The sequence below is a fragment of the Phenylobacterium sp. genome, assembly GCF_016124325.1.
GTDB lineage: Bacteria > Pseudomonadota > Alphaproteobacteria > Caulobacterales > Caulobacteraceae > Phenylobacterium.
On sequence record NZ_WGNY01000008.1, the window covers coordinates 38,464 to 51,223 of the forward strand.

Genomic DNA, 12,760 nt, shown 5'->3' on the forward strand with positions numbered 1-12,760 from the left:
CGACCCTACCGGCCGCGCGCGGGGCGTCACCTTAAGCTTTGGTCAGGCGGCCGGCGGCGTCGTTCAGGGCGTGCGCTTGGGCGATCAGGCGGCGCCGGCGCCGGCCCAGCCGCATGGCGTCGCTCGGGCAGGACGGGTCGCCCACGTGGAAGGCGGCGATGAACTCGGCCAGCGGACCGCGGCGCGACGGATCGAGCGGCGCCAGCCGGCCCTCGCGGTTCAGGGCGTCGATGGCCGCGATCAGGCCCCCGCGCTCGGCCCGGGCCTTGGCCACCGCGTCGCCCGTCTGGGCGAGGAAGTGGCCCACCACCCGGTTCAGGAACGCCGCGGCCTGGCGGCGCGCCTCGTCCTGGTCGCAGGCGACGGCCAGCTCCAGTTCGGTGTCGAAGCCGAACGAGCGGTTGTTGAGGTTGGCCGAGCCCACCCGCACCAGCGCGTCGTCGAACACGCTCGTCTTCGAATGCACGATGATCTTGGATCCCGCCGCCGTCTTCGGCTGGAAGGCGCGGAAGCGTCCGAAGATGTCGGCCGAGCGCAGCCGCCACACCATGGCGCCGCGCGTGTTGTCCATGGTCAGCCGGTCGAACCAGCTCGGCGAGTGGCCGGTCGTCACCAGCACCACCTCCGGCCCGTCGGGCTCGCCCAGCCGCCGGGCCAGCGCCTCGGTGACGATGGGCGAGGTGAAGTACTGGTTTTCCAGGTAGATCGTGTGGCGCGCGCCGGCGATCGAGGCCAGGGTCAGGCGCAGGATCTCGTCGTGGGCCGGCTGGTCGCGCCAGGCCGGCGTCGTCCGCGCGATGCCGATCTTCCCGCCGATCAGGTGCGCCGGCACATGGTCGGGCCAGGGGTCGCCGCCGGCGTCCTCCGGTGGATCGAGCTGCTCGCCGGCGCCGCGCCGCCACCGCTCGCGGGCGTGCTCGCCCAGCGCCCGGGCCGCCGCGCCATCCACCATCATGGTCACCTCGTGCCGGGGCGCGTGGAACAGGTGGCTGGGCATGATCCGCCGCCGGTCCCCGTCCAGGTGGCGCGGGCTGTCCCAGCGGTCCACCGAGATGTCGCCGCCGCCCACGAAGGCCAGGCGGTCGTCGATCACCACGAGCTTCTGGTGGTGGCAGGCGCCCAGCGGCACCTGGTCGTCGAGGCGGAAGTCGACGCGGCTGTCCTTGAACCAGCTTCGCGCCTTGTGGGGGAAGAACTCCTGGCTGGCGCTGATCGGCAGGGCCGACTTCCAGATCAGCAGGCGGATGTCGAGGTCGGGACGCTCGAGCGCCAGCCGCTGCAGGATGCGCCCCACCTCGTCCGGGTCGGCCGGCCCTTCGTGGCCGTCCGGGAACAGCCGCGTCCGCGGATCGAACCCCCAGCCCAGGATGAGGATCGAGCGCCGCGCCTTCTGGAGCGCCGCGTAGAGCGCGGTGAAATAGGCCTCGTTGTCGACCAGGAACGCCACCCGGTCGGCCGGCTCGACGCGCCAACAGGTTTCGCCGGGAACGAGCGGCGTCATCGCGACCTCACTGCAGCGGCGGAAACGCGCCGCGCCGCATCAAAGCCTACGGTCAAGGCGGGGTTGCGACCACCCGCGCGATTTCCCGAAAAAAAGACGCGCCGGCGCGGGGCGTCGGCGCGTTGGCTGAGGGGCCGGAGTTGGGCTTTGGGGACTTATTGATTCACGACGTCGGAGGCCGAACCCTGCTTGGCCATGCTCGACGCGCCTCCGAGGAAGGCCTGGCACGGGCCGGTCAGTTCGGCGGTGAGGCGCGCCTTGCGGTCGTCGCTCCGCGCCTCCTTGCGGGCGCGCTGGAATTCGGCGTCACCGCGCTCGATGATGTAGTTGGCCCGCGCGCCGCGCGCGCCCTTCACGAACGAGGCAAGGGCGGCCTCGTCGACGACGCCGTCGATGCTGGCCGCGAGGCCCTTGCAGCGGTTGGCCTTCAGATAGTCCACGTCCGAAACCTTTTCGGAAGCCTGCGCGGCGCCTCCCACGAACAGAACCGTGGCGGCGGCAAGGGTGATCGCGGCGAATTTCATGAGATATTCTCCCTCAGGACTGAATTGAATGCTGTTCGCTGCGGGTCGATAACTCAAATGAACAAGCTGCAATGAAATGTCCTGGCGGATTAATATTTGTCCATGATACGCCGTTGTTACACGTTGCGATAATCGGCTTGTAATGAAGTGGTCACACGGGCGACCATGACATATGGCCAAGCTTCAGCCCGTCCTCGACGCCGACGGCGTCAACGCCCTCCTGCAACGCGCCTTTCCCGGGGCGAACCAGGCGCGGACGACGATCATCACGGAGGTCGGCCCGGGCCGACTCCACATGGTCGGGCCCTATCGCGAGGGCCTGCTGCGTCCCGGCGGCGTGATCTCCGGTCCGACCCTGATGTCGATCGCCGACAGCGCCGCCTACGCCCTGGTGCTGGCGCACATCGGCGACCAACTCATGGCGGTGACCTCACAGCTCAACATCAGCTTCCTGCGCGGCGCCCAGCCGGGCGACATTCACGCCGAGGCCGAATTGCTGCGGCTGGGCCGGCGGCTGGCCGTCTGCGACGTGCGGATCTGGACCGAGGGCCCCGACCGGCTGGCGGCGCAGGCCAACGTCACCTACGCTCTGCCGGGATGAGCATCCCGGCTCCCATCAAGACCCCGTGCGTGAAGGTCTGCGTCGTCGACGGCGAGAGCGGCCTGTGCCTGGGCTGCTTTCGCAAGCTGAAGGAAGTGGCCGCCTGGGCCAGCTTCACCGACGCCGAGCGCGAGACCATCCTGGCCGAGTTGCCCTCGCGGCGCAGCCTGATCCGTCCGGAGAAGCTGGGCCTGGTATGATCGGCCGCGCCCGCGACCAGGGCGCGAGATTCAGGCCTCGGAAACCCTGCCGATTCACGAGACGCCAACCCCATCCGGCTTAACCTTGCGCCCATAAGACAGGCCAGAACGGCCGCTTTCTGGGTGATGTGTGGTGTCTTCCCTCGGCAAACTTGCCGTCGTGGCGGGCGTGTCGGCGCTGGTGAGCGCCGGGGTCATGTCCGCCATGAGCCCGCAGCCGCTGCGGATGGCCCGGCTGGACGCCACCGGCCTTTCCGCCGGCTCGGCCTCGCTGGGCTCCGGTGCGGTGTCCAAGGGCGCCGACGGCCACTTCTGGGCCGACGCCGACGTCAACGGCCAGCCGGTCCACTTCCTGGTCGACACCGGCGCCACTGCGGTGGCGCTGACGGCCAGCGACGCCCAGCGTCTCGGCCTCAAGACCGCCGACCTGAAGTACGGCTACAACGTCACCACCGCCGGGGGATCCGCCCGCGCCGCCGCCGTGACCCTGGCCTCCGTGTCGGTCAACGGGGCGCGGCTCGAAAACGTCCAGGCGCTCGTCGTCTCCGACGGCCTCGACGTCTCGCTGCTCGGCATGAGCTACCTAGGCCGCCTCACCCGCTTCGAGGCCACGCGCGACACGCTGCGCTTCGAGCCCTGAGATCGCGGACAGCGCCTCGTCGATCACCGCCAGCCCGGCGCCCGGCTTGACGCCCTCCACCGTCAGGATGCGCCGCCACGTGCGCGCGCCCGGCCGGCCGTGGAACAGGCCCAGCATGTGCCGCGTCATGGCCGCGAGGTGCGTCCCCCTCGCCAGCTCGGCCGCCACATAGTCGCGATAGGCCGCCACCGCGGCGAACGGATCGACCGCCCCGCCCTCGCCGAAGATGCGCGCGTCGGCCTCGGCCAGGATCGCCGGGGTGTGATAGGCCGCCCGCCCCAGCATCACCCCGTCCACGTGCTTCAGATGTTCCTCGGCCTCGTCCAGCGAGCCGATGCCGCCGTTGATGACGATGGTCAGGTCGGGCCGCTCGCGCTTCAGGCGCCAGACCAGCGGATAGTCGAGCGGCGGGACGTCGCGGTTTTCCTTGGGCGACAAGCCCTTCAGCCACGCCTTGCGCGCATGGACCGTGAACTGCGTGACGCCCGCCTTGGCGCAGAGGTCGACCAGCCCGAACAGGCTCTCTTCCGGGTCCTGGTCGTCCACGCCGATCCGGCACTTCACCGTCACCGGGACCTTCACCGCCGCGCCCATGGCCGCTACGCACTCCGCCACCAGCTCCGGCTCGCGCATCAGGCAGGCGCCGAAGCGCCCCGACTGCACCCGGTCGGACGGGCAGCCGACGTTCAGGTTGATCTCGTCGTAGCCACGCGCCTCGCCGATCCGCGCCGCCTCGGCCAGCTCCGCCGGCTCCGAGCCGCCGAGTTGCAGCGCGACCGGGTGCTCGACATCCGAAAACGCCAGCAGCCGCTCGCGGTCGCCGTGCAGCACGGCGCCGGTCGTCAGCATCTCGGTATAGAGCAGCGCCCGGCGCGTCAGCATCCGATGCAGGACCCGACAATGCCGGTCCGTCCAGTCCATCATCGGCGCGACGGACAGTCTATTCGATTGAAATATCGTCACTTCTTGTCTGGCGTTCAGTCGATCATCGGCGACAGGTCGTGCGCCAAACTACGATGATTTTCGACCCGTTTCGCCCCTTTTCGAAGCCTTGCCGCGCCTGAGAGACGGCGTCCGTCCGCCCCGTGCGGGCGCAGCCACGAAGCGCGGGCCGCCACGTCAGCAGCGCTTGCACGGAATCGGTCCACGCCCAACTCGTTCCCGGGCAAGCGGCCGCGTGTGGGGGTGTGTCGGGCCTCACCGGACGGCGGCGGCCGGCCGACCGGGCCGCAGGAGGAAGAGGGAGACCTGGACCAATGGATGGCGCGAAGGCGGCCGGCGGCGGCGCGAGCGGACAGGATCGGCTGAACGACGGCGGGACCGCCGCGCCGCGGCTGCGCAAGGACATGAACTACGTGACCTTCGTCGAGCTGCCGGCGTGGTCGACCGGCCCGGGCCCGGGCCTGGAGGAGATCGTCGCCGCCCTGCGCGCGGCCAAGGTCGAGGCGGTCCAGGCGCGCGATCCCAGGCCCTACCTCGCGGCCGGCTTCCGGGCCACGGGCATGGGACGGATCCTGGCGCCGCAGGACGCCGACGCCGTGGCGCGCGCCGGCGCCGAGCTCGGCCTGGACGCCACGACGGTGCACCTGGGCGACGGACTGGAGACCGACGCCGAGGCGGATCGGCTCGCCGGCGCGATGCTGGAGGCCGGGGCGCGCCACGGTCACGCGCTCCACCTCGAACTCCACCGCGCGACCCTGGCGCAGGACATGCGCCGCACGCTCTCCCTCATCGAGCGGTTCCCGGAGCTGCGGTTCACCGCCGACCTCTCGCACTGGTACACCGGGCTGGAGATGACCTACGGCGACTTCACCGGAAAGCTGGACCGCCTCGGCCCCGTCTTCGAGCGCGTGCGTATGATCCACGGACGGATCGGCGATCCGAGCTGCATGCAGGTGGGGATGTCGGTGGATCCGGACCGCCGGGCCATCGGCCACTTCCGCGAGATGTGGCGGCGCTGCTGCCGCGGCTTCCTCGACGGCGCGGGGCCCGGCGACGTCCTCCCGTTCGCGGCCGAGCTCCTGCCGAACGCCGTGACCATTCAGGGGACCCGCGTGCCCCTGGACTACGCCCGCCTCGCGCCCGGCCCCGATGGCGAGCTGCGGGAGGAGTCCGATCGCTGGGCGGACGCCGAGCGGCTCTGGGAGATCGCCTCCGAGGCGTTCGCCGAGGCGACGCAGCCGGCCTGACCCGGCCACTAGAATGTCAATTGAGCGCCTGAAGCCGACTTTCCGGCTCCAGCGCAAGGACGAACGGCGCGCCCCGCCTTGAGCGGACTCGTCGCGGTCGCCTGCGGCCATCACGAAGTTTTCCCGCGAATTTAGTTAGTGACTACTAGATTTTTTCGAAGACCTGCGTCAGTTAGATGACGCGGAGGACGCGCTACGTGACATGCCAGCGCCCATCCGCCCGACGGCGCACACAAGCATCTGGCCGCGACGCGGGCCGGTGAAACACGGGAGGGACGGTAGGATGTCGAGGAGATCGAGACTCTGGGTTGGCGCGGCGGCTATCGCCATGGGCGGCTTCGCCGCAGCCGACGCCTCGGCCCAGGCCGCGGGCGGAGCCGGAGAGAGCGCCGACAATCGGAACACGGTGGCCGAGATCGTCGTCTCGGCCCAGCGCATCGAGCAGAACCTGCAGTCGGTGCCGGTGGCGGTGACCGCCGTGAGCGGCGCAGAGCTGGAAAGCCGCAAGCTCAACGACCTGACGCAGATCCAGCTCGTCGCGCCCAGCTTCCAGACGACCACCGACAACGCCTTCTCGCTGCGCGGGATCGGCAGTTCGATCTTCCTGGCCACCGTCGACTCGAGCGTCGGCGTCATGGTCGACGACGTCTCGCTGGGCGTGCCGCTGTTCCAGAGCAACGGCGTGTTCAACGACATCGCGCGGATCGAAGTGCTGCGCGGCCCTCAGGGCCTGCTGTTCGGCCGCAACGCCTCGGCGGGCCTGCTCAGCGTGGTCACCAACCGCCCGCGCCTTGGCGAGACCAGCGGCAACCTGAACGTCGAATACGACAATCGCGACACCGCCGACGGCGGTCACTTCGGCGCCGTGGCGCGCGGCGTCGTGAACCTTCCGGTCACCGCGAACTCGGCGCTCCGGATCAACCTGCTGGGCTCGTACCAGAACCCCATCGCCCGGGCGATCATCGCCGCGCCGCCGAACGCGGACATCCAGCAGAACCAGACCCGCGTCGCGGGGCGCATCAAGTACCTGTGGGAGCCCTCGGACGGAACGGATCTCTACCTGTCGGCCGACTACAGCCGCGAACGCGGCGTGGGCGGCATCTGGGACCGGACCCTGCGTACGACCGGAGCCGGGGTCTACAACGCCGCCCTGGCCAAGGAGGGCGCCGTCGCGGGGCCCAAGAACCTGCGCTACGGCATCGACGCGCCCGGCAACTTCCGCAGCGTGGACACCTACGGCGTGTCGGCCAACGTCTCGCACGAGCTCACGCCGAACCTGACGCTGTCGAACGTGGCGGCCTATCGCAGCTTCGACCTGTCGCTGTGGCTGGACACGGACTACTCGCTGGAGGACCGGCTCAACACCAACCGCAACGCCACGAACTACCGCCAGTACTCCGATGAGCTGCGGCTGGCCTACAAGGGCGACAAGATCGACGGGCAGGCCGGGCTCTATGCGTTCTCGTCGACGACCAAGGGCCGCACCCAGATCGCGGCGGCCTTCGGCACGGGAATCCCGAACCTGCTCGGCGGCGATTTCGACGCACGAAACACCAATGAGAGCATCGCCGCCTTCGGGCAGTTCAACTACCACGTCACCGACGCGCTCAGCCTGATCTTCGGCGGCCGGCTCACGCACGACAACGTCAAGATGCGGACCACGCAGGACGTCGGGAACTACGTCACCAAACCCGGCGTCTACGGCCCCTCCGGCACGTTCCGGTTCAGCCGCTCGAACACCGACTTCAGCTACAAGGTCGGCGGCCAGTACCAGTTCACCCCCGACGTGATGGCGTATGCGACCTATGCGACGGGCTACAAGGGACCGGGCTATCCGCAGAACCTGGGCTCATCCGCCTTCGACCCCTATATCGCGCCGGAGACGGTGAAGGACTTCGAGGCCGGCGTGCGCTCGACGCTCCTCGACAGGCGCCTGCGGCTGAACGTGTCGGCTTTCCACGAGAAGTTCACGGACTTCCAGACCCAGACCTACGACTCGGTCGCCGCGCTGTTCCGTCTCGCCAACGCCGGCGGGGTCCGCGCCTACGGCGTCGAGCTCGACGGGTCGGCCAGGCCCGTGGAGAACCTGACGATCAACTTCGGGGCCACCCTCTCGTCGACGAAGTTCACCGACTTCATCACGACCTGCTTCCCGAACCAGACGGTGGCCCAGGGCTGCGTCGCGGGCCAGCTGCAGGCCAAGGGCCTCGCGCCGCCCAGCGCCGCGAAGTTCACCTCCAACCTGCAGGGGCTCTACGACATCCCGATCGGCGACAATACGCTGACCCTGGAAGCGAACTTCTTCCATCGCTCGGGCGTCAACTTCTCGCCCAACGGCGATCCGGGCACCGCGCTCGGCGCGGTGAACAGCTGGGGGGCCAGCATGACCTACAAGGTCGCGGGCCGCTACGAGATCGGCGTGTTCTGCCGCAACTGCGGCGACGAGCGTGCGCCCAGCTTCCTCAGCCACGTCACGGGCGATCCGCTGGCGATCCTGCAGTCCTGGAACTTCAATTCGGTGCGCACGATCGGCGCATCGTTCAACTACGACTTCTAGGATCGAGAGAGCTTGTTCGGCGACCGGGCGGGGCGCCCATGCGCCCCCGCCCGGCCCTGCCCGCGAACTGGAATGCGACCCGCACGCGTCGCGCTGGCGTCCTGCAATCCTAGGCGATACCACGGACTTTCACTACGAGAGCCGTCATGCCCAAGAAGTCGGATGCATCCCAGAAGGATAGCGGCCAGGTCCCGATCCCGGGGATGCGGCAGCGGCGCGGCCGCAAGCGCCGGGCCGAGATCCTGAGGGCGGGCCGCAACCTCTTCGCCCAGTACGGATTCCGCGGCACCAGCCTGGCGATGCTCGCCCAGGAGGTCGGCATGACCGATGCGGGCCTGCTCTATCACTTCCCGACCAAGAACGACCTGCTGCTCGCGGTTCTCGAAGAGACGGACGAGGCGCAGGAGACCCGGATGGCCGGCGACCTCGACACCGCCAACGCCGACTACATCGCCTCCTGGGCCGAGTTCGGACAGGTGCTCGAGGACGATCCCGTCCTCACGGCGCTGGACGTCCTGATGTCGGCCGAACACCTCCAGACCTCGTCCGACTTCAACCAGTACTTCCGTCGGCGCTACGACTCCTTTCGCAACCGTCTGGTCCGCTCGTTCGAGGCCGGCCGGGCGGCCGGGGTGTTCCGCACCGACTTCGATCCGCAGACCGAGGCCGTGCTGATGCTGGCGACCCTGGACGGCCTGCGGCTGCAATGGCTCCTCAGCGACGGCCGCATCTCGATGGCGAACGCCATGCGATATTTCATCCGGCACATGGAGGCCCGGATCCGCGCCTGAGCCGGGCGTCTGCGGAGCCTTGCGCGCAAACCTAGTGGTCGCTAAGTAATCTCGACGACGGCGGCGGCGGGGAAGCGTTCATGGACATCGTATCGGCGACCGCGCCCGCCGCCGATACGGCGCAGCCCCTGAGCGTCCGGACAAAGCTGATCTACGGCGCGGGCCAGATCGTCGACACGGTCACGGCGACGCTGCTGCCGGCATTCCTGTTCTTCTACCTGACCGCCGTATGCGGCCTGTCGGGCTTCCTGGCCGGGCTCAGCATGCTGATCACCCTGGTCATCGACGCGGTCGCCGATCCCTTCATCGGCGCGCTGTCCGACAACACGCGGTCGCGATGGGGCCGCCGCCACATGTTCATGCTCGCCAGCATCGTTCCGCTCGCGGTCAGCGTCGGCCTGCTGTTCTCGATCCCCGAGGTCCTGACCGAGTTCCAGGCGTTCCTCTATGTGACGGCGATCTCGATCGCGCTGCGGCTCGCCTATTCGGCCTACACCCTCCCGCATGCGGCGCTCGGGGCCGAGCTGACCGCGGACTATGTGGAACGATCCAGCGTCGCGGCCTATCGGCTGACCTTCAGTTCGGCCGGCGCATTCATCCCGATCGTCCTGGGCTATTCGGTCTTCCTGACCGGCCCCAAGGGCGTGCTCGACCGAGGCGCCTATTCGCCCTTCGCCTGGACCTGCGCGGCGCTGTTGCTGGCGGCGGGCCTGTTCTGCGCGCTCGCCACGCTGCGCATGCGGCACGGCCTCCACGTGGCCCCGACGCGGAGCGGGCTGGGCCGGGCGCTTTTCCGCGACGTGATCAACCTCGCCCGGCACCGGTCCGCGCGCATTCTCGTGGGGGTGGTGCTGATGTTCAACATCGCCCAGGGCGTCGTGCTGAACCTCAACCTGCACGCCAACAAGTACTTCTGGGGCCTCTCCGAGGAGGGCCTGAAATTGGTCGGGCTCGCCCAGCCCGCGGGGCTGCTCCTTGGCGCCCTGGTCGGCGCCCTGCTGGCGAAACGGTTCGAGAAGAAGCCGGTGGTCGTGTACGGCCTCCTGGCGATGTGCGCGATCGAGGCCGCATTGCCGATGCTGCGCATCGCCGGAATCATTCCCGCGGACGAGAACGTGATCGTCGCCCTCATCATACCGGGGCGCATCGTCATGTACGTCGCCTACATGTCGCTGCTGATCAGCTTCACCTCGATGGTGGCCGACGCCGCCGACGAGCACGAGTTGATGTACGGGGTTCGCCGCGAGGGCCTGTTCTTCGCCGGCGTCGCGTTCGCGACGAAGTCCGCGGCGGGTTTCGGCGGCCTGTGGGCCGGGCTGGTCCTGGACATGATCGGGTTCCCGAAGGCGCCGACGGCGGAGTTGGTCACCCCGGAGATCACCACCCGGCTGGGCTATGCCGCCGGCCCCGTGGCCGGGGCGCTGACGCTGATCTGCGTGCTGATCGTGCTGGGCTACCGCCTCGACCGGAGAGCGCACGACGCCATACTCGCACAGATCGCGGTGCGGCGGCGGGCAGGCGGGGCCTAGGTCCCGAACCTCGCCGAGGCGTCCCGCGCGGCGTGCCGCGCCAGGACGAGCGCGCCCTCTTCCGGCGAAGCCGCCGGGGTGGCCAACACGGCGTCCGGGCGCTCGCGGGCCAGGCGCTCGCCGATGGCGGCGACGAGGGCCTCGCCACCCTGGGCGATCGTGCCGCCGCCGAAGCAGGCCTGGAACGGGCCGGGCTTCAGCCGGGCCGCCATGGCGAGGGTGGTGACGACATAGTCTTCGACCGCCCGCCCGACCAGTCGGCTGGCCGTGGCGTCGCCCTCCCGCCAGGCCTCGAACACCACCGGGGCGAGGCGAAGGATGCGCTCCCGCGCCGCCGGATCGCGCATCATCCACCGCGGGAACTCGGCCGCCGTCACGCCGCAGTGTTCCAGCACCCGCGCACAGAGCGGCGTGACGGTCGCGCGACCATCGAGCATGCGGGCCACGGCAGGCACGGCCTTGAGCCGCACGTCGAACACGTCGGCGACGCCGACACTGTCGAAAACCGTCTCGCCCCCGAGGCGCTCGCGCCAGGCCGTAGTGACCTCCGTGCCGTGCTGCACCAGCGTGGCCCGGTCCCGGCCCGCGGCGCCGGCCAGCGCCACCACGCCGTCGTTGACCAGCAGGAGCCGCTCGCGCGGGACCTCCAGCGCGTTGGCGACCCGCCGGTGCTGCTCGGGATGCTCGTCCGGGAAGTCGACGCCGCTCAGGCCGATCACGATGTGGGCGATGCGCGCGCGGTCGGGCGCCAGCCGGTCGACGACGCCCCGCAGCACGGCCAGCGCCTCATCGTCGGGCAGGCCGACGATGGCGCTCGGGCCGGTTCGGAGCCGGTCCAGCACGCCGCCGTCCAGAAGGCCGGCGATGGCCGCCGTCTTGGTGGCGCCGGCGTCGATGCCGATCACCACCCTGGACGTCGCCGTCACGCCGCGACGCCCGCTTCGGCCGAGTCCAGGGAAGCCCAAAGCGGCGCGCAGTCCACGATACGATCCTCGGCCAGCGCCCGGTCGATGGCCATCACGGTGAGGCCCGCCACCAGCGAGGCGGTGACCGACACGGGGAATGCGCGCTCGCCTTCAAGCGCGGCGACCAGATCGTGCGCCATGGCCTGGTCCGCGCCGCCGTGTGAATCGCCTGCCGGTCCCCGCCAGCGGAACTGCTCGATCGTGCCGCGCGGCTCCAGCGGCGTGATCGCCAGGGTGTTCTGCACGAGGTCGATCGTCAGCACGCCGCGGGTCCCGACCAGATTCCAGCGCCGCTCGGCCACCGCCGCGCAGGTGTTCGAGTGGAACGAGAGCCGCACGCCGTTCGCGTACTCGACGATAGCGACCTGATGGTCGGTGACGTCCATGTCGGCCCCGCTGGTGTCGGGGGCGGCGTTCCAGCCGGAGAGGCGACGCAGGATCGCCGGCCCCTCGTCGCGGGCGACCTTGGCGCTTTCGGGGGTGAAGATGCGCCGGCCGCCGAAGCTGGCCACGCGCGTCGGTCGCGCGCCGATCATCCGCCTCAGGATGTCGAAGTCGTGGCAGACCTTGTCCAGCATGTAGGATCCGCCCCACTCGGCGCGCCGGCGCCAGTTCCGGGCGAGGTAGGCGCCATGGGCCGGGGGCAGATGCTCGGTGGCGTCGATCGAGACGATGTCGCCGATAGCCCCCGCGTCGAGCCGCTCCAGCGCCGCCCGCACGATCGGCGCCGAGCGCGCCACGAGGCCGACGAACACGCGCCCGTCGCCCCGCTCGCGGATCAGGCGCGCCGCCTCGAACGACTCCGCCTCGGTGCGCACGATGGGCTTCTCGATGAAGATCGGCCCGGGGTGATCGAGGGTCGCGCGCAGGTGCTCCAGGTGCAGGTGGTTCGGAGAACCGATCATCACCAGGTCGAAGGGTCCGTCGGCCAGCAGCGCGGCGACATCGGGATAGGCGACGCCGGCTTCGATCCCCTGTTCCGCCAGCAGCGGCGCGCCCACCGGCGACGGATCGACGTGGCCGGCGAGCTCGTAGTCCCAGCCCTCGGCGTGCGCGGCGCGGAGGAACATGCCCAGCCGCATGCCCAGGCCGATGACCGCGATCCGATGTCGTTTGCTCTGTTTCATGCACCTCTCCGGATGGCCTCGGGCGTCGAGCCGACGGGCCTGCGCCCAGGTCGCGAAGCCGATCCGCCAGGGCGCGAGTTGACCGATCACTTAGTGGTCACTAGGTGTTTTGACAACAGCTTCTTGAGGGCGCGAG

At 69.9% G+C, this 12,760-nt stretch carries 12 protein-coding genes; 7 read left to right on the forward strand and 5 right to left on the reverse strand.

What is annotated here, in order from left to right; genetic code table 11:
* Positions 1–31: 31 nt before the first annotated feature.
* Both GC203_RS03725 and GC203_RS03730 read right to left on the reverse strand, forming a co-directional pair.
* Entirely contained in the window at positions 32–1,501 is a 1,470-nt protein-coding gene (locus tag GC203_RS03725; RefSeq protein ID WP_293451469.1) for a phospholipase D-like domain-containing protein, read from the reverse strand.
* 155 nt (positions 1,502–1,656) lie between these two features.
* The gene (locus GC203_RS03730; RefSeq protein WP_293451471.1) at positions 1,657–2,097 is read right to left on the reverse strand and encodes a hypothetical protein; all 441 of its coding nucleotides are present in this window, start codon (positions 2,095–2,097) and stop codon (positions 1,657–1,659) included.
* 100 nt (positions 2,098–2,197) lie between these two features.
* Here GC203_RS03730 and GC203_RS03735 point away from each other — a divergent pair, with 100 nt between their 5' ends.
* The 3 genes from GC203_RS03735 to GC203_RS03745 all read left to right on the forward strand — a co-directional run bounded on the left by GC203_RS03735 (position 2,198) and on the right by GC203_RS03745 (position 3,466).
* On the forward strand, positions 2,198–2,626 hold the full coding sequence (locus GC203_RS03735) for a PaaI family thioesterase (RefSeq protein WP_293451473.1): 429 nt from the start codon (positions 2,198–2,200) through the stop codon (positions 2,624–2,626).
* On the forward strand, positions 2,623–2,826 hold the full coding sequence (locus tag GC203_RS03740; RefSeq protein WP_293451475.1) for a DUF1289 domain-containing protein: 204 nt from the start codon (positions 2,623–2,625) through the stop codon (positions 2,824–2,826). Before GC203_RS03735 ends, GC203_RS03740 begins: the two co-directional genes overlap by 4 nt.
* Before the next feature lie 133 nt (positions 2,827–2,959).
* Entirely contained in the window at positions 2,960–3,466 is a 507-nt protein-coding gene (locus GC203_RS03745) for a TIGR02281 family clan AA aspartic protease (RefSeq protein WP_293451477.1), read from the forward strand.
* On the opposite strand, the gene dusA is transcribed toward GC203_RS03745, so the two are convergent.
* Positions 3,410–4,429: a tRNA dihydrouridine(20/20a) synthase DusA gene (gene dusA / locus GC203_RS03750; RefSeq protein ID WP_293451479.1), complete on the reverse strand. Its 1,020-nt coding sequence runs from the start codon at positions 4,427–4,429 to the stop codon at positions 3,410–3,412. The genes GC203_RS03745 and dusA overlap by 57 nt on opposite strands.
* Positions 4,430–4,722: 293 nt before the next feature.
* On the opposite strand from dusA, the gene GC203_RS03755 reads away from it, so the two are divergent.
* From GC203_RS03755 to GC203_RS03770, 4 genes are all read left to right on the forward strand, one after another.
* Positions 4,723–5,655: a hypothetical protein gene (locus GC203_RS03755; protein WP_293451481.1), complete on the forward strand. Its 933-nt coding sequence runs from the start codon at positions 4,723–4,725 to the stop codon at positions 5,653–5,655.
* A gap of 283 nt (positions 5,656–5,938) precedes the next feature.
* Entirely contained in the window at positions 5,939–8,212 is a 2,274-nt protein-coding gene (locus tag GC203_RS03760; protein ID WP_293451483.1) for a TonB-dependent receptor, read from the forward strand.
* Positions 8,213–8,358: 146 nt separating this feature from the next.
* Positions 8,359–9,003, forward strand: coding sequence for a TetR/AcrR family transcriptional regulator (locus GC203_RS03765; RefSeq protein WP_293451485.1), 645 nt, complete (start codon positions 8,359–8,361; stop codon positions 9,001–9,003).
* Positions 9,004–9,083: 80 nt separating this feature from the next.
* Entirely contained in the window at positions 9,084–10,532 is a 1,449-nt protein-coding gene (locus tag GC203_RS03770) for an MFS transporter (RefSeq protein ID WP_293451487.1), read from the forward strand.
* Here GC203_RS03770 and GC203_RS03775 read toward each other — a convergent pair.
* Positions 10,529–11,458, reverse strand: a complete 930-nt coding sequence (locus tag GC203_RS03775; protein WP_293451489.1) for a BadF/BadG/BcrA/BcrD ATPase family protein — start codon at positions 11,456–11,458, stop codon at positions 10,529–10,531. The genes GC203_RS03770 and GC203_RS03775 overlap by 4 nt on opposite strands.
* Positions 11,455–12,624 carry a Gfo/Idh/MocA family oxidoreductase gene (locus tag GC203_RS03780; protein WP_293451491.1) on the reverse strand — a complete coding sequence of 390 codons (1,170 nt, stop codon included), beginning with the start codon at positions 12,622–12,624 and terminating at the stop codon, positions 11,455–11,457. Before GC203_RS03780 ends, GC203_RS03775 begins: the two co-directional genes overlap by 4 nt.
* Positions 12,625–12,760 lie beyond the last annotated feature (136 nt).

Coding starts and splice junctions, on each gene's coding strand:
- GC203_RS03725 (WP_293451469.1), bottom strand. CDS start 1,501: ATGACGCCGCTCGTTCCCGGCGAAACCTGTTGGCGCGTCGAGCCGGCC.
- GC203_RS03735 (WP_293451473.1), top strand. CDS start 2,198: ATGGCCAAGCTTCAGCCCGTCCTCGACGCCGACGGCGTCAACGCCCTC.
- GC203_RS03740 (WP_293451475.1), top strand. CDS start 2,623: ATGAGCATCCCGGCTCCCATCAAGACCCCGTGCGTGAAGGTCTGCGTC.
- GC203_RS03755 (WP_293451481.1), top strand. CDS start 4,723: ATGGATGGCGCGAAGGCGGCCGGCGGCGGCGCGAGCGGACAGGATCGG.
- GC203_RS03760 (WP_293451483.1), top strand. CDS start 5,939: ATGTCGAGGAGATCGAGACTCTGGGTTGGCGCGGCGGCTATCGCCATG.
- GC203_RS03765 (WP_293451485.1), top strand. CDS start 8,359: ATGCCCAAGAAGTCGGATGCATCCCAGAAGGATAGCGGCCAGGTCCCG.
- GC203_RS03770 (WP_293451487.1), top strand. CDS start 9,084: ATGGACATCGTATCGGCGACCGCGCCCGCCGCCGATACGGCGCAGCCC.
- GC203_RS03780 (WP_293451491.1), bottom strand. CDS start 12,624: ATGAAACAGAGCAAACGACATCGGATCGCGGTCATCGGCCTGGGCATG.